The 26010-nt window shown below is 52.2% G+C and carries 26 protein-coding genes and 1 pseudogene; 14 read left to right on the forward strand and 13 right to left on the reverse strand.

The genetic code is table 11. The features are described 5' to 3' along the window. Window positions 1–56 precede the first annotated feature (56 nt). Window positions 57–872, forward strand: coding sequence for an exodeoxyribonuclease III (xthA, locus tag ACJAXR_RS04815; RefSeq protein ID WP_415057118.1), 816 nt, complete (start codon window positions 57–59; stop codon window positions 870–872). A gap of 63 nt (window positions 873–935) precedes the next feature. Here xthA and clpA read toward each other — a convergent pair whose 3' ends face one another. Continuing rightward, window positions 936–3203 carry an ATP-dependent Clp protease ATP-binding subunit ClpA gene (gene clpA / locus ACJAXR_RS04820; protein WP_415057119.1) on the reverse strand — a complete coding sequence of 756 codons (2268 nt, stop codon included), beginning with the start codon at window positions 3201–3203 and terminating at the stop codon, window positions 936–938. Between the two features lie 34 nt (window positions 3204–3237). Then, window positions 3238–3600 (reverse strand): ATP-dependent Clp protease adapter ClpS, encoded by a 363-nt coding sequence (clpS, locus tag ACJAXR_RS04825; RefSeq protein WP_415057120.1) that lies wholly within the window; start codon window positions 3598–3600, stop codon window positions 3238–3240. A 208-nt stretch (window positions 3601–3808) separates the two neighbouring features. On the opposite strand from clpS, the gene cspD reads away from it, so the two are divergent. Then, window positions 3809–4072, forward strand: a complete 264-nt coding sequence (gene cspD / locus ACJAXR_RS04830; RefSeq protein ID WP_415057121.1) for a cold shock domain-containing protein CspD — start codon at window positions 3809–3811, stop codon at window positions 4070–4072. Window positions 4073–4146: 74 nt separating this feature from the next. Here the strand turns inward: cspD and icd are convergent, their stop codons facing one another. Continuing rightward, a complete protein-coding gene (gene icd / locus ACJAXR_RS04835) occupies window positions 4147–5406 on the reverse strand; it encodes an NADP-dependent isocitrate dehydrogenase (protein ID WP_415057122.1) in 1260 nt (419 codons plus the stop codon). A 349-nt stretch (window positions 5407–5755) separates the two neighbouring features. Between icd and ACJAXR_RS04840 the strand changes: the two genes are divergently transcribed. The 10 genes and pseudogenes from ACJAXR_RS04840 (at window position 5756) to ACJAXR_RS04885 (ending at window position 15970) form a co-directional block, all read left to right on the forward strand. Then, on the forward strand, window positions 5756–6190 hold the full coding sequence (locus tag ACJAXR_RS04840) for an NUDIX hydrolase (RefSeq protein WP_415057123.1): 435 nt from the start codon (window positions 5756–5758) through the stop codon (window positions 6188–6190). Window position 6191: 1 nt separating this feature from the next. Next, window positions 6192–7322 carry a tRNA 2-thiouridine(34) synthase MnmA gene (mnmA, locus tag ACJAXR_RS04845; RefSeq protein WP_415057124.1) on the forward strand — a complete coding sequence of 377 codons (1131 nt, stop codon included), beginning with the start codon at window positions 6192–6194 and terminating at the stop codon, window positions 7320–7322. After that, window positions 7319–7939 (forward strand): high frequency lysogenization protein HflD, encoded by a 621-nt coding sequence (hflD, locus tag ACJAXR_RS04850; protein ID WP_415057125.1) that lies wholly within the window; start codon window positions 7319–7321, stop codon window positions 7937–7939. The genes mnmA and hflD overlap by 4 nt, the downstream gene beginning before the upstream one ends. Continuing rightward, window positions 7932–8810, forward strand: a complete 879-nt coding sequence (locus tag ACJAXR_RS04855) for a DMT family transporter (protein ID WP_415057126.1) — start codon at window positions 7932–7934, stop codon at window positions 8808–8810. The genes hflD and ACJAXR_RS04855 overlap by 8 nt, the downstream gene beginning before the upstream one ends. Window positions 8811–8864: 54 nt before the next feature. Continuing rightward, a complete protein-coding gene (purB, locus tag ACJAXR_RS04860) occupies window positions 8865–10235 on the forward strand; it encodes an adenylosuccinate lyase (RefSeq protein WP_415057127.1) in 1371 nt (456 codons plus the stop codon). Between the two features lie 33 nt (window positions 10236–10268). Next, window positions 10269–11444 carry a JmjC domain-containing protein gene (locus ACJAXR_RS04865; RefSeq protein ID WP_415057128.1) on the forward strand — a complete coding sequence of 392 codons (1176 nt, stop codon included), beginning with the start codon at window positions 10269–10271 and terminating at the stop codon, window positions 11442–11444. After that, window positions 11437–11847 (forward strand): annotated as a pseudogene (locus ACJAXR_RS04870) (GNAT family N-acetyltransferase); the annotation flags it as partial. The gene ACJAXR_RS04865 and the pseudogene ACJAXR_RS04870, both read left to right, overlap by 8 nt. 617 nt (window positions 11848–12464) lie before the next feature. After that, window positions 12465–13289 carry a secretin N-terminal domain-containing protein gene (locus tag ACJAXR_RS04875; protein WP_415057129.1) on the forward strand — a complete coding sequence of 275 codons (825 nt, stop codon included), beginning with the start codon at window positions 12465–12467 and terminating at the stop codon, window positions 13287–13289. Window positions 13290–13774: 485 nt separating this feature from the next. Next, window positions 13775–15370, forward strand: coding sequence for an isocitrate lyase (locus ACJAXR_RS04880; RefSeq protein WP_415057130.1), 1596 nt, complete (start codon window positions 13775–13777; stop codon window positions 15368–15370). Window positions 15371–15529: 159 nt separating this feature from the next. Beyond that, window positions 15530–15970, forward strand: a complete 441-nt coding sequence (locus ACJAXR_RS04885) for a thioesterase family protein (protein WP_415057131.1) — start codon at window positions 15530–15532, stop codon at window positions 15968–15970. Window positions 15971–16056: 86 nt separating this feature from the next. On the opposite strand, the gene ACJAXR_RS04890 is transcribed toward ACJAXR_RS04885, so the two are convergent. From ACJAXR_RS04890 to ppsA, 6 genes are all read right to left on the reverse strand, one after another. After that, window positions 16057–17019, reverse strand: coding sequence for an OmpA family protein (locus ACJAXR_RS04890; protein WP_415057132.1), 963 nt, complete (start codon window positions 17017–17019; stop codon window positions 16057–16059). Window positions 17020–17114: 95 nt separating this feature from the next. Further along, on the reverse strand, window positions 17115–17699 hold the full coding sequence (gene sigX / locus ACJAXR_RS04895; protein ID WP_415057133.1) for an RNA polymerase sigma factor SigX: 585 nt from the start codon (window positions 17697–17699) through the stop codon (window positions 17115–17117). A 39-nt stretch (window positions 17700–17738) separates the two neighbouring features. Then, window positions 17739–18560: a mechanosensitive ion channel family protein gene (locus ACJAXR_RS04900; protein WP_415057134.1), complete on the reverse strand. Its 822-nt coding sequence runs from the start codon at window positions 18558–18560 to the stop codon at window positions 17739–17741. A gap of 10 nt (window positions 18561–18570) precedes the next feature. Then, window positions 18571–18831: a hypothetical protein gene (locus tag ACJAXR_RS04905; RefSeq protein WP_415057135.1), complete on the reverse strand. Its 261-nt coding sequence runs from the start codon at window positions 18829–18831 to the stop codon at window positions 18571–18573. Window positions 18832–18914: 83 nt separating this feature from the next. Then, window positions 18915–19400 carry a ribonuclease E activity regulator RraA gene (rraA, locus tag ACJAXR_RS04910; RefSeq protein WP_415057136.1) on the reverse strand — a complete coding sequence of 162 codons (486 nt, stop codon included), beginning with the start codon at window positions 19398–19400 and terminating at the stop codon, window positions 18915–18917. A gap of 39 nt (window positions 19401–19439) precedes the next feature. Continuing rightward, window positions 19440–21809, reverse strand: a complete 2370-nt coding sequence (gene ppsA / locus ACJAXR_RS04915) for a phosphoenolpyruvate synthase (protein ID WP_415057137.1) — start codon at window positions 21807–21809, stop codon at window positions 19440–19442. 149 nt (window positions 21810–21958) lie between these two features. On the opposite strand from ppsA, the gene ACJAXR_RS04920 reads away from it, so the two are divergent. After that, window positions 21959–22777, forward strand: a complete 819-nt coding sequence (locus ACJAXR_RS04920; protein ID WP_415057138.1) for a pyruvate, water dikinase regulatory protein — start codon at window positions 21959–21961, stop codon at window positions 22775–22777. A 154-nt stretch (window positions 22778–22931) separates the two neighbouring features. Then, window positions 22932–23372, forward strand: coding sequence for a DUF411 domain-containing protein (locus ACJAXR_RS04925; RefSeq protein ID WP_415057139.1), 441 nt, complete (start codon window positions 22932–22934; stop codon window positions 23370–23372). 39 nt (window positions 23373–23411) lie between these two features. On the opposite strand, the gene ACJAXR_RS04930 is transcribed toward ACJAXR_RS04925, so the two are convergent. The 4 genes from ACJAXR_RS04930 to ACJAXR_RS04945 all read right to left on the reverse strand — a co-directional run bounded on the left by ACJAXR_RS04930 (window position 23412) and on the right by ACJAXR_RS04945 (window position 26001). Further along, window positions 23412–24464 (reverse strand): GGDEF domain-containing protein, encoded by a 1053-nt coding sequence (locus ACJAXR_RS04930; protein ID WP_415057140.1) that lies wholly within the window; start codon window positions 24462–24464, stop codon window positions 23412–23414. Between the two features lie 194 nt (window positions 24465–24658). Next, a complete protein-coding gene (locus ACJAXR_RS04935) occupies window positions 24659–25084 on the reverse strand; it encodes a SufE family protein (protein WP_415057141.1) in 426 nt (141 codons plus the stop codon). Between the two features lie 13 nt (window positions 25085–25097). Further along, on the reverse strand, window positions 25098–25631 hold the full coding sequence (gene sufT / locus ACJAXR_RS04940) for a putative Fe-S cluster assembly protein SufT (RefSeq protein WP_415057142.1): 534 nt from the start codon (window positions 25629–25631) through the stop codon (window positions 25098–25100). 13 nt (window positions 25632–25644) lie between these two features. Next, window positions 25645–26001 carry a HesB/IscA family protein gene (locus tag ACJAXR_RS04945; protein WP_415057143.1) on the reverse strand — a complete coding sequence of 119 codons (357 nt, stop codon included), beginning with the start codon at window positions 25999–26001 and terminating at the stop codon, window positions 25645–25647. Window positions 26002–26010: the final 9 nt, after the last annotated feature.

A 26010-nucleotide genomic window follows, 5' to 3' on the forward strand; every position in this document is an offset into this window, starting at 1 on the left:
AAATGATACATCTTCTTACAGACCGGCAGCCAATCTGATCTGAGACAGGAAGAGTGATGAAATTCGTTTCTTTCAATATCAACGGCCTTAGAGCAAGACCTCATCAACTCAAGGAAATTGTGACGCGACATGCCCCTGATGTCATAGGACTTCAGGAAACCAAGGTCGACGATTCCATGTTTCCTCTAGCTGACGTTGAGTCTCTTGGTTATCACGTCCATTTTCACGGCCAGAAAGGTCACTATGGCGTTGCGCTGCTGACCCGTGAGAAGCCCCTTTGGGTACACAAGGGCTTTCCCAATGATACCGAGGATGCTCAAAAGCGCATGATCAGCGCTGCAATATCAGGGCCGAACGACACACAAACCATCGTATTCAACGGTTACTTCCCTCAGGGTGAGAGCCGCAATCACCCATCAAAGTTCCCCGCGAAGACCCGTTTTTATGCCGATTTGCAGGCGCATCTGGAACAGGAATTCGACTCAGCTCAGCGCGTGGTAGTCATGGGCGACGTCAATATATCGGCTGAGGATATCGATATAGGTATCGGTGCGGACAACGCTAAGCGCTGGCTGCGCACTGGCAAATGCAGCTTCTTGCCTGAGGAGCGCGAATGGATGCAGACGCTAAAGAACTGGGGTCTGACGGACACTTTCCGACATCTTTATCCCAAAGTAGATGACCGCTTTAGCTGGTTCGACTACCGCAGCCGTGGCTTTGAGGCGGAGCCTCGGCGCGGCCTACGCATTGATTTGATCATGGCCAGCAACGGGCTAATCGACCAGTGTATTGGCGCCGGTGTTGATTACGACATCAGAGCCATGGAGAAACCGTCCGATCATGCGCCCGTGTGGGCCGAATTCAGCGATTGAACTTCCAGACAAAAAAAGCTCCGCCGTAGCGGAGCCTTTTTCTAGCCGAGTACTCCTAGGGGCTCAAGCCATCTCTTCTTCCAGAACGTCCAGCACCAGTTCATCGTCACGCAAACTGATACTCACCGTTCCGCCATGATCAGCCAACTCGCCGAAAAGAATCGCTTCGGCCAGGGGACGCTTGATCTTGTCCTGGATCAGCCGGGCCATAGGGCGGGCGCCCATCAGAGGGTCATAGCCATGATCGGCCAGCCAGTTACGGGCGCCTTCATCGACATCCAGTAGCACATGTTTGTCTTCCAGCTGAGCTTGTAGTTCAGTAAGGAACTTGTCGACTACAAACTTGATGCTGTCGTGACTCAAGCGACCAAACTGAATAATGGTATCCAGGCGGTTACGGAACTCCGGAGTAAAGGCCTTCTTGATCACTTCGGATGCATCCGTGCTGTGATCCTGCTGAGTGAAACCGATGGAGGCACGCGCCATCGACTCCGCACCAGCATTAGTAGTCAACACAATGATTACATTACGGAAGTCCGCCTTGCGGCCATTGTTATCGGTCAGCGTACCGTGGTCCATTACCTGCAAGAGCAGATTGAACACCTCAGGGTGCGCCTTCTCGATCTCGTCGAGCAACAACACACAATGTGGATTCTTGGTAACTGCCTCGGTCAAAAGACCACCCTGATCAAAGCCAACATAGCCGGGAGGTGCACCAATCAATCGTGAAACGGTATGCCTCTCCATATATTCGGACATATCAAAACGAAGCAGCTCAACGCCCAGGCTTTTGGCCAACTGACGCGTGACTTCGGTCTTGCCCACGCCAGTAGGTCCTGAGAACAGGAAAGAACCAACTGGTTTTTCCGCTGACTTAAGGCCTGCACGCGACAGCTTGATAGCAGAAGCGAGGGCATCGATCGCATCGTCCTGGCCGAATACTACCAACTTGAGGTCACGCTCCAGATTCTTCAACAACTCTTTGTCACTCGAAGAGACATGCTTGGGCGGAATGCGCGCGATTTTAGCGACAATAGCCTCAACCTCTGCTACACCGATAACCTCAGGCCTTTCGGAGGCGGGCTTCAGGCGCTGATAGGCTCCAGCTTCGTCGATGACATCGATCGCCTTATCTGGCATGTGCCTGTCGTTGATGTAACGTGCGGCCAATTCGGCGGCTGTTCGTAAAGCCTCATCGGTGTAACCGATACCATGGTGGTCTTCGAAACGGCTTTTGAGGCCCCTGAGGATCTGAATGGTATCTTCCACCGAGGGCTCGACCACGTCGACCTTCTGGAAGCGTCGTGCCAGGGCACGATCCTTCTCGAAAATCCCACGGAACTCCTGATAGGTCGTGGATCCAATGCAGCGCATCTCGCCAGAGGTAAGTAGAGGCTTGAGTAAATTCGAAGCATCCATCACGCCACCCGACGCGGCTCCAGCGCCGATAATCGTATGGATCTCATCGATGAACAAAATCGCATGCGGACGTTTTTTCAACGCCTTTAGAAGCGCCTTGAAACGCTTCTCGAAGTCGCCACGATATTTGGTTCCCGCAAGCAAGGCACCCAAATCCAAGGAGTAGACCACAGCCTCGGAGAGGATTTCCGGCACTTCACCGTCGACAATACGCTTTGCCAGACCTTCGGCAATCGCTGTCTTACCAACCCCAGCTTCACCTACCAGCAATGGATTATTCTTGCGCCGACGCACCAGAATCTGGGCAACGCGCTCCACCTCATCGGATCGTCCTACCAAGGGATCAATGCGGCCAAGACGCGCCTGCTCGTTAAGATTTGTGGCATAGGCGTCCAGCGGATTGGCTGTGCTTGCTGCTTCGCCCGCCTCCTCATCCATGCTTTCGGTGTCGGGCTGTACCTGGTCTGCTTCACCCCCTAACTTAGAAATACCGTGGGAAATAAAGTTGACGATATCGATTCGGGCGATCTGTTGTTGCTTAAGGAAAAATACCGATTGGCTTTCCTGTTCGCTGAAAATCGCGACCAACACGTTCGCACCGCTTACCTCGCCCTTGCCTGAGCTTTGCACGTGAAATACCGCCCGTTGCAGGACGCGCTGAAATCCCAGGGTCGGCTGGGTCTCGCGCTCTTGGTCCTGCTTAGGAATAAGTGGCGTCGTGGAGTCGATGAACTCGACCAGCTCCCGCCGCAAACGCTCGATATCGGCGGCGCAGGCGCTCAGCACATCGATTGCGGCCTGGTTATCCAGCAGCGCCAGCAACAGGTGTTCAACGGTCATAAACTCGTGCCGTTTGTTGCGCGCTTCCTTGAACGCCAGATTCAGGGTGATCTCGAGATCTCTATTGAGCATGGTGCCACCTCGTCATGCGGCCTTGGCCGCTTTGTTACGCTTCCCGTTCAATCTGACATATCAACGGGTGCTGGCATTCCCTGGCATATTCGCTGACCTGAGCCGCTTTGGTCTCCGCGATATCGCGGGTAAAGACGCCACAGACCGCTTTTCCTTCAGTATGGACCCTCAGCATAATCTGTGTAGCGGCCTCGCGATTTAAAGCGAAAAAGGTCTCGAGCACCTCTACAACAAAATCCATCGGGGTGTAGTCGTCATTCAGCATAACCACTTTGTAACGTGAGGGCGGCTTAAGCTCGGGCTTGCTGGTTTCAACCGCCAGACCGGATTCATCCTCGTGCTCTGGATTGTCCGGCCCCTGATTCAAGGTTAGTTTAGAACGGGTTATTGCAAACATGAGAAACATCGCTGATTACAGGCTGTTGGATAAAACCTCGGACAAAATGTGAGGTAGTGCTCAGCTTGCCAGAGGCTGACTTGACTTACTTTGATTCGATGTTAAAAAGTGTAAACGAGCATTGCATGGTGGTCATCTGTTTCAGTCGCAGCGCTATGCAGCACACCGTCAATACGTTCCCCATCAGGGGCTGCAAGAGGAATGTGGCATGCAAAACGGCAAGGTCAAATGGTTCAATAACGCCAAAGGATTTGGTTTCATTATAGCCGAAGGCCGTGATGAAGACCTATTTGCACATTATTCAGCGATTCAAATGGACGGCTATCGTACGCTCAAGGCCGGACAGCCCGTAGAGTTCGATATTATTCAGGGTCCGAAAGGCTTGCATGCAATCAACATTAAATCACACGCGACTGTTGATACAACCGATTACTCAGTAGCCGGAGCGGAAGAAGCACAGGTTACTCACTAATTTTTAAGTCAGCTAAACGCTACCCAAACAACAAGGCCGGCGTTAGCCGGCCCTGTCTTTACTGCACTTACATCTCAACCCATGCTGGCGATCATATCGTCGCCAAACTCCGAGCATTTGCGCAGCGATGCGCCTTCCATTAGACGTTCAAAGTCATAGGTGACTGTCTTGTTAGCAATGGCGCCTTCGGTGCCTTTGATAATCAAGTCAGCCGCTTCAATCCAGCCCATGTGACGCAACATCATTTCCGCTGACAGAATCAGCGAACCAGGGTTCACCTTATCCTGACCAGCATACTTGGGTGCTGTGCCATGCGTAGCTTCGAACATGGCGATTGAATCGGACAGGTTTGCACCAGGCGCAATACCAATACCGCCGACTTCAGCAGCCAGCGCGTCAGACAGATAGTCGCCATTGAGGTTCAGGGTAGCAATCACATCATAATCGGCTGGACGCAACAGAATCTGTTGCAACATTGCATCAGCGATAACGTCCTTAACGACGATATTACGTCCTGTCTTTGGATTCTTGAACTGCATCCAAGGACCACCATCAAGCAGCTCGGCACCAAACTCGTTCTGTGCCACTTCGTAGGCCCATTCCTTGAATGCACCTTCGGTGAACTTCATGATGTTGCCCTTGTGCACGATCGTGACTGACTTGCGATCGTTATCGACTGCATACTGCAGAGCCTTTTGAACCAGGCGCTTGGTACCTTCTTCCGAGACAGGCTTCACACCAATACCGCACATATCTGAAAAGCGGATCTTGGTAACACCCATTTCTTCCTGAAGAAACTTAATGACTTTCTTCGCTTCAGGAGTGCCTGCTTTAAACTCAACTCCGGCATAGATATCTTCGGAGTTCTCGCGGAAGATGATCATATCCACGTCCTCAGGCTTCTTCACTGGGCTGGGCACACCGGTGAACCAGCGGACCGGACGTTGGCAGACGTACAAGTCCAATTGCTGGCGCAGCGCAACGTTCAATGAGCGAATGCCACCGCCCACTGGAGTGGTCAGAGGGCCCTTGATGGAAACAACATATTCCTTAACCGCGTGTAGGGTTTCCTCAGGTAACCAGGTGTCCTGATCGTAGACCTGAGTCGCCTTTTCACCGGCGAAAACTTCCATCCAGGAGATCTTGCGCTTTCCGCCATATGCTTTTTCTACAGAGGCATCCACCACTTTCATCATTACCGGGGAAATATCAATACCGATTCCATCGCCCTCGATATAAGGAATGACCGGATTGTCTGGCACATTCAGGGTCAGGTCGGCATTGACGGTAATTTTGTCGCCGCTAGCCGGCACTTGGATCTTTTGGTATCCCATTTTTGACTCCGTTAAGTTGTCATGAATGGCCCCATGGGTTATTTGAGGCCAGAGAATACGGTGTTACTAATGGAGGTCATTGTTGTAGTTTTCCTACAAAAAGTCACGCCTTTTTCCGTTTCCGCGCCCTACCGTCACTATGACATACAGTGCCTATAACTCGCGCAGCGGCGCATAACCTAACACCATTGAATTATGTAGTATCACTACATATACACTACCTAGACGCTTTTCAGCATCCTAGTCTTTTTTACCAGCAAATCCAGCCAGGTAATACTGCCACGCTTAGCTGAAGGTTCACCCTGCCACAGGATTTAGGCTAACCTATGCACCTGAATCAGGAGCCCTCATGCGTTTTATACCCCACGTGACCGTTGCCACCATCGTTGAAGAGCAAGGCCGCTTTTTGATGGTTGAAGAATACCGCGACGGGCGGTTAGTTTTAAATCAGCCAGCTGGTCACCTGGAAAAAGACGAAAGTCTTATTCATGCGGCCAGCCGGGAAACGCTGGAAGAAACGGCCTGCTCTGTAGACATCACAGGAGTGGTCGGGGTCTACCTGTTCAAGGCTGATAACGGGATCAGTTATCAACGCAACTGCTTTGTTGGCACCCTCCTGAAGCAGCACCCGGAAAGAAATCTGGACGAAGGAATCGTACGCACACTCTGGATGACTCTTGAAGAGATTCGTGCCCGTAACGACGATCTGCGCAGTTACCTGGTACTCGACTGCATCGTGGACTACCTAACAAAGCCTCACTATTCACTGGACCTGTTTCGCTAATATGATAATGCCTATTGCCAAAGACCCCAGCCAGACCCGCGTCATCGTTGGCATGTCTGGCGGGGTCGACTCATCAGTATCAGCGGCGCTGCTGCTCGAACAGGGCTATCAGGTCGAAGGCCTGTTCATGAAGAACTGGGACGAGGACGACGGAACTGAATACTGCACCGCTCGCGAGGACCTCGCCGATGCACAAGCCGTCAGCGATCGCCTTGGTATCAAGCTGCATACCGCTAACTTTGCGGCTGAGTACTGGGATTATGTATTCGAGCATTTTCTTGAGGAGTACAAGGCAGGTAGAACGCCCAACCCTGACATCCTGTGCAACCGCGAAATCAAATTCAAGGCGTTTCTTGAGTATGCGCTTATGCTCGGTGCTGATCTGATCGCCACCGGTCACTATGTGCGCCGCGATGAACGCAATGGCCAGACTCAGCTCTTGCGCGGTATCGACAACAACAAGGATCAAAGTTACTTCCTGCATGCGGTCGGTGCCGAACAGATCGCTCGGACACTATTCCCGGTTGGGGAGCTGATCAAGCCAGAGGTCCGCCGCATTGCTGAAAAGTACGAATTGGCCACTGCTCGCAAAAAAGACTCGACTGGCATCTGCTTTATCGGCGAGCGCCGATTCAGTGACTTTCTCAAGCAGTATCTGCCGGCCCAGCCCGGAGACATAGAAACCACCGAGGGCAAGGTCATTGGGCGTCACCACGGCCTGATGTATCACACTATGGGACAGCGCCAAGGCCTGGGTATTGGCGGCCTTCAAGGTGCGAGTGACGACCCTTGGTACGTACTGGATAAGAACCTCGAGCGCAATGTGCTGATTGTCGGTCAAGGCAATGATCACCCTTGGTTGTTCTCCAGCGCGCTTGAATGCTCGAGCATCTATTGGGTCAATGAATTTAATATATCCACGCCACATCGCCTCACTGCCAAGGTTCGCTACCGTCAGCCGGACCAGGATTGCATTCTAGAGCTGGCAGAAGATGGTTACCTGATACGCTTTGACACTCCGCAACGTGCAGTAACCCCGGGGCAATCCGTGGTTCTTTATGACGGCGACGTCTGCCTTGGCGGTGGAGTCATCGAGGCGGCCATTCCCGCATTTAACAAGGACGCCGCATGACGAACGCCGAAGAACAGGTAGTCGCGCTAGGTGCGATTTTCGAGGCGGCCATTCAGGTCGACAAGCTGGCCCGTACCGGTCAGGTAAGCGAAGGTCCAGTTGGCTGCTTACTGGGGAGTATTCTGGAACGTTCCCCGGACGATGTGATGTCAATCTATGGCGGCTCACACCACAATATTCGCCAAGGCATCAAGGCATTGCAAGCCATGCTCCAACGCGATACTGCTGCCTTGCAACGGGACGCATTGCGCTACAGCATGAATCTGCTGACCCTTGAACGGCAGCTGAGCAAGCGTGATGACATGCTCAGCGTGCTTGGTCAACGGATCGAGCAGGCTGGCTCTCAGGTCGAGCATTTTGGCGTACAGCACGATAACGTCGCAGCCTCGCTTGGTAGCATCTACCAAGATACCCTGAGCACGCTGAAGATGCGCATTCAGGTCCATGGTGACATGCGCTACCTGCAACAACCCGACACAGCTAACCGCATCCGTGCGCTGCTACTCGCGGGGATCCGCTCGGCCAGGCTTTGGCGTCAACTCGACGGCCATCGCTGGCAGTTGTTGATTTCAAGAAAGAAGCTACTGGACGCCACCGGGTCAATACTGAATGGTTAAAGTGGTTCGGCTCGACCATCCACGCAAAGGTGCGGTTTTTCTTGCCTGCTCGGCGCTGTTGTTTGCGCTGATGGGGATCTTGATACGCGAAGTATCCGTCACAGTAAATAATGAAAACGTGGTGTTCTTTCGCAATCTGCTTGGCGTGTTGTTCTTCCTCCCGATGATCCTGGCCAAGGGTTTCGGGCCCTTTCGAACGCAACATCTGGGCAGCCATTTTCTACGCACGTTTTTTGGCCTCGGCGCCATGTATTGTTTCTTCTACGCCATCGCCCACCTGCCGCTGGCAGATGCCATGCTGTTCACCTACGCTGCGCCCGTTTTTACGCCTCTGCTTGCCTGGTGGTGGCTGCGTGAATCGCTTACCTTGCGCATGATCTTCATGGTGTTGCTGGGCTTTGCTGGCGTGTTGTTGGTTGCCAAGCCGACCGACGCCCTGTTCGACCCAAATGCTCTTGCAGGAGTTGGTGCCAGTCTTCTTGCAGCTTGCGCCTTCGTTTCCATTCGTGCAATGAGTAACACCGAACCAGCCACCCGTATCGTATTTTATTTCGCTTTGTTTTCATCCCTTCTTTCGGCAATACCGCTGCTCTGGGCCTGGCAGCCACTGAATCGAACTCAGCTGGGTATGTTGATCGCCATCGGCCTCATTGCGACTGTCAGTCAGTTGCTCATGTCACGCGCTTACAGCCTGGCCCCACCAGGCAAGATCGGCCCACTAAGTTATCTTGCTATCGTTTTTTCTGGTGTTTTTGCCTGGTTTATCTGGGGCGAGATCCCAGGTTTATCGTCGTGGATAGGTGCTGGTCTAATATTCGCTTCGACAATGATCAGCATCATACTGCCCGGCCCGAAGGCCAAAACCACCTGATCTGGTGTATCATCTTGCGTCTTTACGCTCCCTCTTTTTTTGACGAGAAAACCTATGCAACTCTCCTCCCTGACCGCCGTGTCTCCGGTTGATGGCCGCTACGGCAGCAAAACAGCCAGCCTGCGTACTATTTTCAGCGAATATGGTCTGATCCGCTTTCGCGTTCAGGTCGAAGTGAAATGGTTGCAATGCCTGGCTGCGCATCCTCAGATCCCGGAGATCGGTCCGTTTTCAGATGAAGCCAATGCATTGCTAAATCGACTGGTAGATGACTTTCAACTCTCCTATGCCGAACGTATCAAGGAAATAGAGCGCACCACCAATCACGACGTCAAAGCCGTCGAGTACCTGCTCAAAGAACAAGTAGATAGCCTGCCCGAGCTCAAAGCAGTCAATGAGTTCATTCACTTCGCCTGCACATCCGAGGACATCAACAACCTGTCTCACGCACTGATGCTGCGAACCGGTCGCGATGATGTGATGTTGCCGATGATGCAACGTATTGCAGATGATATTCGCGCGTTGGCCGTTGCTCACGCCGACGTCCCTCTGCTTTCCCGCACACACGGTCAACCCGCCTCCCCCACCACAATGGGCAAGGAAATGGCCAACGTAGTGCACCGTCTGGAACGCCAGATCAAACAGATAGCTGCAATACCTCTACTGGGCAAGATCAATGGCGCCGTGGGTAACTACAACGCGCATCTGTCCGCTTACCCAGAGATTGATTGGGAAACCAATGCTAAGAACTTTGTGGAAGGCACTCTCGGCCTCGATTTCAATCCCTACACGACTCAGATTGAGCCCCACGATTACATTGCTGAGCTCTATGATGCCACCGCACGTTTCAATACTATTCTGATCGACTTCGACCGTGATATATGGGGTTATATTTCCCTGGGATATTTCAAGCAGAAAACGATTGCTGGAGAAATTGGTTCTTCGACCATGCCACATAAGGTCAATCCAATCGATTTCGAGAACTCCGAAGGCAATCTGGGAATTGCCAACGCAATCCTTCAACACCTTGCCAGCAAGCTCCCCGTTTCTCGCTGGCAGCGGGATCTAACGGATTCAACCGTGCTGCGTAACCTGGGTGTTGGCTTCGCTCATAGCTTGATTGCGTATGAATCAACTCTCAAGGGAATCAGTAAGTTAGAGCTCAATGCTCAACGCATTGCTGATGACTTGAATGCTACCTGGGAAGTTTTGGCTGAGCCGATTCAGACGGTAATGCGCCGCTACGCAGTACCCGATGCCTACGAAAAACTTAAGGAACTGACCCGCGGCAAGGGCATTACACCCCAGGCGTTGCTGGAATTCGTCGACACTCTGGAGATTCCGGAGCAAGCCAAGGCAGAGCTTAAAAAGCTTACCCCAGCAAACTATATTGGTAGCGCCATAGCTCAGGCCAAACGGGTCTGATGTATTTTTTCCAGCAACCCAAGGTGAACCTGCATGACACTGCCACAACCCGACGTACTGCTTGGAGGCATCAGTCCTGAGGTATTCCTGCGTGATTACTGGCAAAAGAAGCCCTTGCTGATTCGTCATGCTTTTCCTGACCTGGAAAATCCTCTTTCGCCTGACGAATTGGCCGGGCTGGCACTGGAAGAAGAAGTTGATTCACGCATCGTTTTGACCGAGGGAGCGACCCCTTGGGAGTTGCGTCGCGGCCCGTTCACCGAGGACGATTTCAAGGCATTGCCCGAGCGCAATTGGACGCTTCTGGTTCAGGCGGTCGACCAGTTTGTGCCGGAAGTCGCTGATCTAATGAAAGCGTTCAGCTTTCTGCCTTCTTGGCGGATTGACGACGTCATGATCAGCTACGCCGCACCCGGAGGTAGCGTCGGGCCACACTATGATAATTACGATGTATTCCTCCTGCAAAGTCATGGCAGACGTCGCTGGATGATCGGCCAGCATTGCGACGACCAGAGTCCCCTGCTCACGCATACTGATCTGCGCATCCTCAGCCATTTCGAGGAGCAGCAACAGTGGGTGCTCGAGCCAGGTGATATGCTCTACATCCCGCCAGGTGTGGCGCACCACGGCATAGCCGAAGACGAGTGTATGACCTGCTCAATTGGCTTCAGAGCGCCCAGCCACCAGGAAATTTTGCTACATTTTACCGACTTTCTAAGTCAGTACTTGGGAGATCATCAACGCTACAGTGATAGCGGCATATTGCCTGCGCCGCAACCTGCCGCAATCGATGATCAGAGTATCGAACGGCTGCAGAGCATCGTGCTCGAGCTGGTCCAGGACAAAACAGCACTGGCGACCTGGTTTGGTCGACATATGACTGAACCGCGCTACCCTGAACTTATTCAGCCCCAGGAGCTACTTCCCGGAACACTGCTCGACGAACTACGCAATGGCTATGGATTGATACGCAATGCCAGCACCCGTCTCGCCTACCGGCTGGAAAGTAAGGATAGTTTGCTGCTCTTCGCAAGCGGCGAGCATTGCGTCCTACCCTCTACCCTGCTGTCTTTAGTTCAACTAATCTGTAATCACGACTATATAGATAGTGAAGCGTTGCTTGCATGGCAACATGATGACGAGGCTTACACATTGCTGGAGCAACTGCTGGCCAAAGGAGACCTCCTGCTGGAGGGAGATGATGAATGAGATCACGATTCGCGTAGCCGACTGGCAAAGCACTGAGGCACTGCGGGATATACGCAGACATGTCTTCATCGATGAACAGAAGATCCCTGAAGCCCTGGAATGGGATAGCGATGATCCGGTCTCTACGCATTTCCTGATGACCAGCGGCGCTGAACACATTGGTACTGCGCGATTGCTCGCTGATGGCCATATCGGCCGAGTTGCTATCTTGCCCGCATGGCGCGGTCAAAAGCTGGGCCAGCAACTGATGCTTGAAATAATGCGGTACGCAGAGGTGCGTGGTATGGATACCCTCTTGCTGTCAGCACAGAGCTACGCGCTGGATTTCTACCACCGTCTGGGCTTTGAGATCTGCTCGGAGGAGTACCTCGAAGCCGGTATAGCGCATTTCGCTATGCGCCGAAGCATCGGGCCAGCCACGCTGACAGAATCAAGTGCCCTGCCACCGATCGAATTCGAGTCGCCTGGCAGTTTCAGTATTTATAACCCTGAAGTTCAACGTGTTCCTCACATTCAAATCCATGAGATGTCCTGGCAGTTAGGGCGGGAACCCGATCTGATCGAGGTCGATGAATCCCAGACAAACGAACATCTGTGCTGGATGCTTGATCAGGCACGACGAAGCGTATTGATTTATGGCGCGGATCAGGCCGTCTGGCTGTTCAATCGCCGAGAGGTCATCCTCAGCCTGGAACGACTCATCGCCCGCCAGCCAAAGGCTCGGATTCGCATACTGCTGCATGAGGCAAGTAAAGTATTCCTGCAAGGTCACAGCCTCCTGAATCTGAGGCATCGATTTCCCAGTTTACTGGACATTCGCAAACAGCATCCCGAACGCACTAAAGCGCCGCATGTGTATATGTTAGTCGATGACAGCGGCATCTTGATGCTGCCCAAATCGACCAGGCGCGAAGGCTTCACCCGCTATAACAGCCCGGATCAGGTTCGACGCTGGAGTGGCACTTTCGACGATCTATGGTCGAGCAGCCAGAGCGACACCGCCATGAGGAGATTTCTGCTATGAGAACTGCTTTTCTATCCAGGATATATCCGCTCTACCTTGCTTTTGCTCTCCTGATGACTGCACACGTACATGCTGCTCCCCAGACTGAAATATTCACTCTCGGCTACAGCATGGCAGACAGTATGATCCTGGCGATCAAACCCATGCTCCAGGAAGACGAGCGTGTATCGGCTTACGGCAATCAACTTATTGTGCGTGCTGAACCTGAACGAATAGAGGAAATACGCGCCTTGCTCGTGGATCTGGATCGCCAACCCGCCCAGTTGCGTATCAGCGTTGCCAACAGCGGCAGCACTACCAGTAGCGGGAGTGGCTTTGAGATAAACAGTCACATCGAAACGGCGGCCGGAGATATCGTCGTCGGTGATCCAAATGGCGGTAATCAGACGCGTATTATTCGCCACGAAACACGAGGCCAAAATGATGGCGTGCGGCGCATAACAGCAAGTGAAGGTTACCCAGTACTGATTCAGTCTGGCCAAAGCGTACCACTGACAAAAACCACGACCGATGCTTACGGCCGCATGATCGAGCAAACCCAATATCGCAATGTAACGCAGGGGTTCTACGCCACAGTAAGACTGAACGGCAACCAGGCCACTATCACCCTCAGTGCGAATAACGACCGCTTGAACCGTAACGACAATCGTATAATCGATATCCAGCAGGCCGATACTGTGGTCACTGGACTCGTCGGTGAATGGATCACTATCGGCGGCCTGGGTGATACCGAGCGCAACAATGATCGGGATATTGGTCGACGTCTTGCTACCCGCAGTCAGAACGAAGGTAGTATCCGGCTTATGGTTGAACGTCTCTAGCAGGCGCTGACATCCTCTCTTTAGTCGTGTAGTAGGTTGAAAAAATCACTACACGCGATTGACTTATTGGCAATCAAGTCGCATCATTGCGTCGCTCCCGCTAGCCAGGGAATCCTTAAGGATTCTCCAGACCATGATCCTTAACCATCGGATCGGTCAGTGTCTCAACAGCCCACAAGGCAGTTCGACGAGGTTGCGACTGGAACGAAGTTGTCCTGAGGGACGGGGAAGCGATTTAACGTCAGTCTGAATGATTGTAATTCCACTGCCCTGCCTTGCGGATACATCATTATCCCCAGGCAAATGCGACCACGCTCGCAGTTGCAGTATCAATCGTTCACCTGCTCACACTCCCCCCTCTCGGCTCTATTTCTTTCAGTCCAGTTCAGACACGCAGCGGTGCGCCGCCCATGCAAGACCTTAAGCATGTGGGTTTTGGGTGAAATATTCGTGCTCAACCAAACGCTAACTTTGAAGGATTGACCATGTCAGCTTATGAAAACGACATCAAGGCCGTTGCCGCGCTGAAAGAATCTGCCGGTAACAGCTGGAGCGCCATCAACCCAGAATCAGTGGCCCGCATGCGCGCCCAGAACCGCTTCAAGACCGGCCTGGACATCGCCAAGTACACTGCAGCGATCATGCGCAAAGACATGGCCGAATACGACGCCGATACTTCTGTGTACACGCAGTCGCTGGGTTGCTGGCACGGTTTCATCGGACAGCAGAAGCTGATCTCGATCAAGAAGCACCTGAAGACCACCAATAAGCGCTATCTCTACCTTTCTGGCTGGATGGTTGCCGCCCTGCGCTCCGATTTTGGCCCGCTGCCTGACCAGTCAATGCACGAAAAGACAGCTGTATCCGGTCTAATCGAAGAACTGTATACCTTCCTGCGTCAGGCTGATGCTCGCGAACTGGACCTCTTGTTCATGGACCTAGATGCCGCACGTGATGCAGGTGACAAATCCAAGCAAGCCGAAGTTCAGGCCAAGATCGACAATTTCGAAACACACGTTGTGCCAATCATCGCCGACATCGATGCCGGTTTCGGAAATCCCGAAGCAACGTATCTGCTTTCCAAGAAAATGATCGAAGCAGGTGCTTGCTGCATCCAGATTGAAAACCAGGTTTCCGACGAGAAGCAGTGCGGTCACCAGGACGGCAAGGTAACCGTACCCCACGAAGACTTTTTGGCCAAGATTAACGCCGTACGTTACGCGTTCCTTGAGTTGGGCGTTGACGACGGTGTTATCGTTGCTCGTACTGACTCGCTGGGTGCCGGCCTTACCAAGCAAATCGCTGTAACCAAGGCGCCAGGTGATCTGGGCGACCAATACAACTCCTTCCTGGACTGCGAAGAAGTGTCAGCTGCCGACATGAAGAACGGTGATGTTGTTCTGAACCGCGATGGTAAGCTGCTGCGTCCAAAGCGTCTGCCGAGTAACTTGTTCCAGTTCCGCGCTGATACCGGCGAAGACCGTGTAATTCTTGATTGCATCACGTCCTTGCAGAACGGAGCTGACTTGTTGTGGATTGAGACCGAAAAGCCCCACGTCGGCCAGATCGCAAAGATGGTCAATCGTATTCGCGAGGTCATTCCTTCCGCCAAGCTGGTTTACAACAACAGCCCATCCTTCAACTGGACTTTGAACTTCCGCCAGCAAGTCTTTGACATCATGGCTGAAGAAGGCAAGGACGTTTCTTCTTACGATCGAGCCAAGCTGATGAGCGTCGAGTATGATGAGACAGAGCTGGCTCAAGTTGCTGACGAGAAGATCCGTACATTCCAGGCAGACGCCTCGCGTGAAGCCGGCATCTTCCACCACCTTATCACCCTGCCGACTTACCACACCGCTGCGTTGTCTACCGACAACTTGGCAAAAGGGTATTTCGCCGAGCAAGGTATGCTGGCATACGTGAAAGGTGTTCAGCGCGAGGAACTGCGCCAGGGCATCGCCTGCGTCAAGCACCAGAATATGGCTGGCTCCGATCTTGGCGACAACCATAAAGAGTACTTCGCTGGCGAAGCGGCTCTGAAAGCAGGTGGCAAAGACAACACGATGAACCAGTTCGGCTGATAGCTGACTGTTGGGCCTCGGTCCAAATGCAATGAAAAGGCCACCTCAGGGGGGCCTTTTTTGTTGCTGCGTGCCCTCCTCAGTGTCTTAGATAAAGTAACTTGAGTACAATGCGCGCTTGTTTTGTACCAGCCCCCTGACGTTAAAGGTTCTAACCGCATGGCTCGCCTTAATCTGGAATTCCCCGATAATCAGTTTTACTTCACTACTCAGCTGACCGTACGCATAACCGATATAAATGCTGGCAAGCATCTCGCTAATGACTCAATGGTGTCCATGATCTCCGAGGCTCGTGCGCGCTTCCTCTATCAGTTCGGCATAGAAGAGGTCAGCGATATAGATACTGGCATTATCGTCACCGATCTAGCCACTACCTATAAGCGCGAAGCCTTTGCCAGGGATGCGCTGATCTTTGAAGTCGGAATGATGGATCTCAACAAGTACGGCGGAGACATTATTTTTCGGATAACCAAGGCCATTGGTGGAGAACTAGTCGCTCTGGCTAAGTCGGGATTTGTGTTTTATGACTTCACGACATCAAAAGTCAGCCCGATGCCTGACGATTTTCGCTTGCGTTTTCCTGGCGTCAATTACATCTGAGCCGTCATTACCAGAATTGCAACAGCCTATAATTCAGGCATAAAAAACCCGGCCTGAGCCGGGTTTTTTTACCAAAGAATCAGTTCTTAACGAACTTCAACTTGAGTTTCAACATCAGCTTCGACGCGACGGTTCATCTGACGACCAGCATCAGTTGCGTTGTCGGCGATCGGACGCTCTTCACCGTAGCCCATTGCATCGATACGTGAAGCATCAACACCTTCGTTAACTAGAGCTTGACGGACTGAAGCAGCGCGACGCTGAGACAAATCCTTGTTATAAGCATCAGAACCGACTGAGTCAGTGTGACCTTCAACGGTGGTAGTAACTGAAGGATAAGTCTTCATGAAATCGGCCAAGCTGTTGATGTCGTCACGATACTCTGGACGAATGCTTGCCTTGTCGAAGTCAAACTTGACATCCAACTCTACGCGTACATTCTGCATTTCAGGAGCAGGAGTGGGCGCAGGAGCAGGTGCTGGTGCAGGTGCCTGGGCAACAGGAGCAGGAGCAACAGCGCCGCCAAAGTTCAGACCCATGCCAACGCCAGCCATCCATTCGGTGTTGCTGGTATCAAAACCGTACATACCGTCAACGCCAGCTTTCACGTAAAAGTTATCGCTCAGGTAGTTTTTCACGCCAACACCGACCAGAGCCATAGTGGTACGGTCATCTGAACTGCCGCCCAAACCGTCCAGCTCCTGGTGACCGAAACCACCGGATACATAAGGACGAATGGCGCCTTCACCGAAGTGATAGATCGCTTCCAGAGTCATTAAGCGACCATCGATATCTTCGCCGGTCAGGTCAGATTCGAGACTATCGCGGTAAGTACCCAAGTTAACGTTCAACAAAACGTCATCGGTAAGGAAGGTACCAATCCCGCCGCCCACCAGAGTGCCGTCGCTCATATCACGGTAGCTATCTGTGAAGTAGCGCTTGGCAAACGCTTCAACTTCAACTGAACCCGCGCCTTGAGCCATGACTGGCATGGTGGAAGCAGCGATTACGGCACCAACAACGATACCCAGAGTGTTTTTCAATTTCATTATTAAATCCCCATCGATCCGTTTAGGACGTTAACTTACGTAAAACGCACGCCGCAGTTTAACATAAATATTCAAAAGCAAATAAATTTAAAATCTCAAAAAGGATTGTCAAGATGTGATCTGAGTTTTTCTAATGCCCTTTTATATCGCATCTTTGTTGCACTAAGACCCATGCGCATGATGTCTGCTATTTCCTGGAACTCCAGCTCCGCAACAAAACGCAATACAAGTATCTCTCGATCCACCTGATTTACATTCACCAAACAACGATCAAGACTGGCACTATCCGTGATTTGATCGGCTTCTAGCTCTCCGGTCTCCTCTTCCTGTGGGTCCAGACTTAATGCATCAAACAACCGTCGCTTACGCTTTTCCTTCCGGTACTGCGTGATACATTCGTTGTAGGTGATGCTATACAACCACGTTTTGAACTTTGCCTTTCCTTCAAACTGACGCAACCCGTGTAAAACTTTGAGCATGACCTCCTGACAAACGTCGTCAGCGTCCCGCTCGTTTCCCAGATACCGTGCACACACATTAAACAATGTGCGCTGGTAACGTCGCATCAGCTCTTCATAGGCAACAGTAGTATGAAAAAGTTCAATATTAGCTCGCTGCACCAGCTCCTCGTCTGAAAGCTCCAGCGGATTGTAACGTGCAGTGTAATTCTGACTAGTCAAAATACAAGTTCATCACTGTTGGAATATCAGTCGGAAAATTCAGCGTGAGACTCGCTCATCGAGCAGAGAGCGGTTCGATACGGACACCAGTTGACCCTGGTCGTCCATAACTTGAGTTTTAACCGTGCCAATCTCCTCAACTACCCCCTCCAGACCTTCCATACGGATACGGTCACCCACCTGGTAAAGTTCGCGCACATAAATTCCCGCTATAATCTGACCCACCACGGCCCGACTACCCAGCCCCAGGGCCAGGGCGGCTGCCAGTCCAAAGGAAACCAGAACGATTGCAATGACTGTATTTAGTAGCTGAGTCTCGATTTGCAGTTGACCAATAGCCAGCGACACCGTAATGATCAGTAGCAAGCCCTGAGCAAACCGACCCAGCCCACTGGCATAATCCACGCCAATCCCCTGTGCAGCGCCACGTACCACGCCGTTACTTAGATGGGAGAGCAATAAGCCAGCCAGAAGGATTAGTGCTGCGCCGAACACCTTGGGCAAATACAGGGTAAATGCATCGAGCGTAGATGAAACCCGGGCTAATCCAAGTGTTTCCGATGCGGACACCACGAACATTAAAACAATAAACCAATAAAGAATTTTGCCGACCAGTGACGAAACCGGTAAGACAATACCGATACGGCCCAATAATTTGGTGACACCTGCCCCGCTCATCAACCGATCCAGTCCCAGCCTTGCGAGTCCTTTACTGGTTAACGTGTCGACTATTTTCGCGACGATGAAACCCAACAGGACAATGAACAGTGCAGCTATCAGATTAGGAATAAAAGAAGCGATGTTATTCCATAATGTTGCCATGCTGGCCACGAAACTCTGGCCCCAGGTTTCAAATTGCATGCTGATTTCTCTAGTCAATAAAGGAATTAGACCGGCTGGCTTTGACTTGGTCTTCGCGGTTGACGGGCCGAGCGTGCCGTAAACCCCGGGCACCCCCTTCGGACACAACCCAGCCCCAGCGTGCAAAAAGGCTGATCAAATCAAGCAGTCCGCCTTGCAGGTGCGCTTTGTGCAGGACACGCTCCAGTCTGGCGTCGTCAACCTCAACGCCATCATCTGCTTGAGAGCCACGCATCAGGGCACGTAAACGACTTTCGATCGGATCTTCCATGGCGTTACTCCGGTTAGCGGTGTCTTAAACAGACGCATGAAAATGAAAATCAGTCACGCGCTCAAGACCCGCTCGCAATCCTTTCAGGCTGGCATCTGCAAGGCTTGTGGAGAAACGATGATGCCGTTGTTGTCGGCATACACATATTCACCTGGCCTAAAAGTGACACCGGCGAAAGTAACCGACACATTCAGGTCACCGATACCACGTTTGTCGGTTTTCATCGGGTGGCTGGCCAAAGCCTGAATACCTAAAGGCGTCTGCGCCAGCACATCCACATCGCGCACGCAGCCGTACACGATAATACCTTCCCAACCATTTTTTGCCGCTTTTTCCGCAAGCATGTCGCCCAGCAGTGCTCGACGCATGGAACCACCACCGTCTATCACCATGACCTTACCCCGACCATCAAGATCTACCTGCTCCTTGACCACCGAGTTGTCTTCAAAACATTTGACGGTAACTATCTGGCCGCCGAAGGAATCGTGACCTCCGAAATTACTGAACATAGGCTCCAACACCAGCACATCGGGATAGGCATCACACAAATCCGGGGTTACATAGTGCATTGCTGTACTCCTTCAGTCGGTATAAGTCTTGGCTATAGCTCAAATCTGATTCTCAGCGAGGAAGAACCAGGTATCCATCACTGAGTCGGGATTAAGCGACACGCTTTCGATTTTCTGGTCCATCAGCCAGCGCGCAAGATCAGGATGATCGGAAGGGCCCTGCCCACAGATACCAATATACTTGTTGGCTGCGATGCAGGCCGAAATTGCCATACTGAGAAGCTTTTTCACTGCTGCATTTCGCTCGTCGAACAGATGCGCAATGATGCCGGAGTCACGATCCAGGCCCAATGTCAGCTGGGTCAGATCGTTGGAGCCAATCGAGAAACCGTCAAAGTGCTCAAGAAACTCCTCGGCCAGCAAGGCGTTTGCTGGTAATTCGCACATCATGATCAGCCGCAGGCCGTTCTCGCCGCGTTTGAGCCCATTTTCAGCAAGCAGTTCAACTACTTGCTGAGCTTCGCCGACTGTCCTGACGAAAGGCACCATTATTTCGACGTTGGTTAGACCCATTTCGTCGCGCACACGCTTCATTGCCCGGCATTCAAGTTCAAAGCAATCGCGGAACGACTCGCTGATATATCGCGAAGCGCCACGGAAACCCAACATCGGATTCTCTTCTTCCGGCTCGTAGAGCCTCCCACCGATCAGGTTGGCGTATTCGTTGGACTTGAAATCGGACAGCCGGACAATGACCTTTTTCGGCCAGAACGCAGCAGCCAGCGTGCTGACACCCTCAACCAGTTTGTCTATATAAAAGCTGATCGGATCAGCGTAACCGGCAATGCGCTTCTCGACACTGTCTTTCACATCCGATGGCAAGCTAGCAAAATTCAACAACGCCTTGGGATGCACTCCGATCATACGGTTGATAATGAACTCGAGTCGCGCCAGACCCACACCCTCGTTTGGCAGGTTGGCAAAATCGAAAGCACGATCGGGATTTCCAACGTTCATCATGATCTTGAACGGAATCTCTGGCATCGCATCAACGCTGTTAGTGCGGATATCAAAGGACAACTGGCCTTCGTAAATCATCCCGGTATCGCCCTCGGCGCAAGAAACCGTTACTTGCTGGCCTTCTTGCAGCAGCGTGGTCGCGTTACCCGTTCCGACTACAGCCGGGATGCCCAGCTCGCGTGCAATGATCGCCGCGTGGCATGTGCGTCCACCGCGGTTAGTCACAATCGCACTGGCGCGCTTCATGACCGGCTCCCAATCAGGATCGGTCATATCTGACACCAGAACATCGCCCGGCTGAACCTTGTCCATTTCCGAAACATTGTGAATGATCCGTACCCGTCCTGCACCAATGCGTTGACCGATCGCACGACCCTCGACCAGAACGGTACCCTTCTCTTTCAGAAGATACCGCTCCATCACATTGACGTTATTCCTGCTTTTGACTGTCTCGGGGCGAGCCTGAACGATATACAGCTGACCATCGTCGCCGTCCTTGGCCCATTCGATATCCATCGGACGGCCATAGTGTTTCTCGATTGTCAGCGCCTGCGTCGACAGATTGGTTACTTCCTCGTCGCTCAGGCAAAAACGCGCACGCTCGGCCTTGTCGACGTCTACAGTCTGCACCGAGCGGCCGGCGCTGGCGTCTGCACCGTAGATCATCTTGATCGCTTTGCTGCCCAGATTCCGGCGCAGAATTGCAGGGCGCCCTGCCTCAAGAGTAGGTTTGTGAACGTAGAACTCGTCGGGATTGACCGCTCCCTGAACCACGGTTTCGCCCAGACCGTATGCTCCGGTAATAAACACAACGTCACGGAAACCGGATTCGGTATCCAGCGTGAACATGACACCGGCAGTCCCGGTCTCGGAGCGCACCATGCGTTGAATACCAGCAGAAAGCGCCACTAGTTTGTGGTCGAAGCCCTGGTGCACGCGATAGGAAATGGCACGATCATTGAACAGGGAGGCAAAGACTTCTTTCGCCGCGTGGATCACGTTGTCTACGCCACGGATATTCAGGAAAGTTTCCTGCTGACCGGCGAAGGATGCATCGGGTAGATCCTCAGCCGTTGCCGAAGAGCGCACTGCTACCGCGAGGTTGTCATTGTCACCTGCCAGTTCGGCAAAAGCGCCACGAATGGCCGCGTCAAGGGCGTCAGGGAAAGGAGCATCCATGACCCATTGACGAATCTGCGAACCTACCCGAGCAAGCTCATTGACGTCCTCAACGTCCAACGCATCAAGCGAGGCGTTGATGCGATCATTCAGACCACTTTGTTCCAGAAAGTCGCGATAGGCCTGTGCGGTGGTGGCAAAACCGCCAGGGACGGAGACGCCGGCGTGAGCCAGGTTGCTGATCATTTCGCCCAGGGAAGCGTTTTTGCCGCCAACCCGCTCAACATCGTCAACACCCAATTGCTCGAAGGACACTACGTACTCTAACAAGGTGATCTCTCCGTAAATTAATCATTTGGCAGCGCTATGGCGCTGGTATCTGGCCGGACTCTCGCAAATGCGCCACAATGCGGCTACCGAGTGAGGGGATGGCATTACCATCCTCCATACTCAGACACCTACATCTTAAGGCCTCGCGCATGAAACGCACCGCTTTTTTCATTTCTGATGGTACCGGTATCACCGCCGAAACGCTTGGCCAAAGCTTGCTTTCACAGTTTGAGAACGTCGAGTTCATCAAGCTGCTTCGACCCTATGTAGACACAGTCGAAAAAGCGCGAGACATGGTACAACAAATCGATGCAGCTGCCGAGCGAGACGGTATCCGCCCCATCATTTTTGATACCGTAGTCAATAGTGATATTCGCAACGAATTGGCTGCATCAAATGGGTATCTGATCGATATTTTTTCCACTTTTCTGGCGCCGCTTGAGCAGGAAATTGGTGATGGTTCATCCTACTCCGTGGGTAAATCCCACTCGATGCAGCACAGTGGTTTATACAAGGATCGGATCGATGCGGTGCACTATGCAATGGACAATGATGACGGTGCACGAACGGAACATTACGATCGTGCCGACATCATTCTTGTCGGTGTTTCCCGGTGCGGCAAGACCCCGACTTCACTCTATCTCGCTCTGCAATCGGGCATCCGCGCGGCCAACTACCCTTTGACGGAGGAGGACATGGAGCGCTTGCAACTGCCCGCACCCCTCAAGGCTCATAAGCACAAACTATTCGGCCTGACCATCGACCCTGACCGGCTGACCAGTATTCGACATGAGCGTCGTCCAAACAGTCGTTATGCCAGTTTTGGTCAATGCGAGTTCGAAGTTCGCGAAGTGGAAAGCCTGTTCCGCCGAGAGAACATTCCGTTCGTTAATACGACCACTTTTTCCATTGAGGAAATTTCCGCAAAAATTCTGGTGGAAATGGGTATTGAGCGGCGTCTTAAATAACTAGCGTTAGCCTAGGCATGCTGGCGTCGTCAATCGGGCTATATACTCGGTTACATTTCGTGAATCGCACATGCCGTCGGTATTATTGCGCGGCGTTAACCTTTCGCTGACAATCAACTATCAGGTCCGTACTGTTAAATTTTCTGGAGGCTCCATGCTACGATTTCGTATCTCGTTTCTGCTTAGCTGCATGACGCTGGGTTCCGTGGCTTACGCAGCTGACTCGGTTGCGATTGATGTCTACCGAGACCCCAATTGCGGCTGCTGCTCAGCCTGGATCGAGCATCTGAAGGAAAATGGTTTTGCGGTGACAGATCACCTGGAAAACAATATGAGTCAAGTCAAACAGCGTCTGGGCGTACCCGGCGAACTAGTTTCATGTCACACCGGCGTCATTGACGGTCGCTTTGTGGAAGGGCATGTGCCGGCTGCAGATATCTTGCGTATGCAACAAAGGCCCGGAATACTTGGACTTGCTGTACCGGGAATGCCTGCGGGTTCACCCGGCATGGAAATGGGCGATCGCGTCGATGCCTACAAGGTTGTTGCGGTAGAAAAAGAGGGTGCTCAAGTAACCTTCAGCAATTATCCCTGAGCGATCAACGCCCAAAACGGGCGAACTTGCTGCACGACGTCAATGACGCCGTGCTTGTTTCGGAGTGGATTGGTGGTGACTTTCGATGTCGCTTAACGGGCAAATGACATGTTTGTTACGCCCCGCATCCTTCGCCTGATAAAGACACAGATCTGCCTCATGCATCCAAGCCTCCACACTGGAGTGATGGTTAAGCATGCTGCCACCAATCGACACCGTAACCGAGCCTCCAGGGCTTTTTAATTGCTCAGCTACTCTTGACCTCAGCTGATTAGCCGCCGTTTCCAACCCCTCACGGGAGAGCTTTGGAAGTAACAACACAAATTCTTCCCCGCCCATACGAAAGAAGCGATCTGACTGTCTGCAGTTCTCACGGATAATACGGGTGAAATCGATCAGAATCTGATCGCCGGCCTTGTGTCCGTATCGATCGTTCACATCCTTGAAACGATCAAGGTCCAGTACAAGCAGCCCATAGCGGGTTTCATCTCGATGATGCTCAGCGAACGCAATATCCAGTTCAGTATCCATTGCACGACGATTACCTACCCTGGTAAGGGGATCCAGGGCGGCCAGTTCGATTAACTGTTCGCGCTGACGCCGGCCTCTATAAGCGAAAACGGCAGCAAAAAAACTGGCTATCAGGGAAGTAACGAAGAACGAGGTCATCTGGTAATGACTCTCGAAAACAACGTCCGGGTTCAAATATCCATAAATACAGATAATAAAGAGCGCGGACAGCGTTGCCATGGCACTTTGCAAAGGGGGAACAACAAAAAAATTAAACAATATCAGGGTATAAAACCAGAACAACCCATTAACGCCCAGCTTGATCGTTACTAGACAGGCCCCGGCTGAATACACAATCGCCAGAAACTGACCCGGCCGCAGGGTATTGCCGGTTCGCCATGCGTAAAGTACTGCCAGCGCGGTACTGCCGACCATGAAAGCGTCCACTATTCCGACCAGCAGACTACCTTCCAACAGACGATATACAATATAAGGTGAGATTCCAATGAGGGCGCAAAGCCCAACAAGAGTGATGATGGATAACTGAAAATCATCTTTCAGACGCATCCAGAGATTGTGCATAGGACTTTTGCCTGCATATTTTTATTGTGCAATTGGACCAAAGTCCCGGATTCGTTCGCAATGCGAACAGTACATCCAGACACACTCTGCTACAAGAGGCGCACGCGGAGCTTTTTTAATTGTCTCGGGGCGAGACGATCATCAAGGATTAGGCGAGGACTGATACTTGACCCCCTCACCGGTGACGTCACGATTTATCGGGTGCGCTTTTCGGCGGTATCCTTAATACGTTTAACCATCGCTTTCAGGCCATTTCCACGAGTCATGCTCAAATGCTTGAGCAGGTTCAGTTCGGCAAAGTAGTGCTCGATGTCAAAGTCCAGAATGTCCTGGGGTGTCTTTCCATTATAAGCAGCCAAAACCACGGCCAAAAGACCTTTGACAATGAATGCATCGCTGTCGGCATCGAAAAACAAACGCCCTTCGCGTTCGTCACTCAACAGCCACACCTGGCTCTGACAACCGCGCACGATATGTTCGTCGGTGCGCTGCGAGTCATCCAGAGGCGGTAGTTCCCGTCCAAGGTCGATAATGTATTTGTAGCGATCTTCCCAGGTGTCAAAGAATGACAGCGTATCAATGATGTCGCCACTCGTGACTTCAGTGCCAAACTGACTCATGCGATGCGTTTCCTCAAAAAAACATACCGGTGGCGAGTTGCGCTTCTTCGCTCATCATCTCACGGGACCATGGTGGATCGAATACCAGATCGACTTTCACAGTCTCGACATTGGGTACCCTGCGTACACGGTATTCCACGTCGCCGACCAAGACTGGACCCATGCCACAAGCGGGAGCAGTCAGGGTCATGCGAATATCCACCTGATGCTGTTCCGGATCGATGACCACTTCGTAGATCAGCCCCAGGTTAACCAGATCCACCGGTATTTCAGGATCGTAGACCGTGCGCAACGCTTCCCATACCTGCTCTTCACAGATGCGATCGTCGGTCGCCTGGGGGAAACTCAAGAGCTCCGGCTCAAGACCCAGGTTAGCGGCATCAGTGCCATCAACCCGAACCATTTGACCATTGTAAGTAACGGTATAATTGCCCCCCAGAGCCTGGGTGATGGTTACAAATGTATCTTTGGGAATAGTCAGCGGTGTGCCATCCGGAACCCTGCGCGCCGGGCAATCAGCCTGCGCAACCACCATACGTCTTTCCATGTCCAGATCTGCCTTAATTCACGCTGAAGCTTTCGCCGCAACCACACTCGTCGACGACATTGGGATTAATAAACCGGATCTGGCGATTAATACCTTCCTTGACCAGATCGATCTGCGTCCCACTAATAACAGACAGGCTCTCAATATCGACAAACAGCTCTATCTGATCATCTAGCTGAAAATGCAGGTCATTCTCGACACCCTTCTCGACCATATCGATCACGTATCTAAAACCGGTACAGCCACTTTTTTTGACACTAAGCCGCACTGCACGCCCGGGTTGAGTTTGCAGCTGGCTGCGGAAATGCTCCAGCGCAGCGGGTGTAACTGTCACCACCTGACTGACCGGATCAAAGGATTCAACGCTCATGCATGACTC

The sequence above is a fragment of the Halopseudomonas sp. genome, assembly GCF_047631575.1.
GTDB lineage: Bacteria > Pseudomonadota > Gammaproteobacteria > Pseudomonadales > Pseudomonadaceae > Halopseudomonas.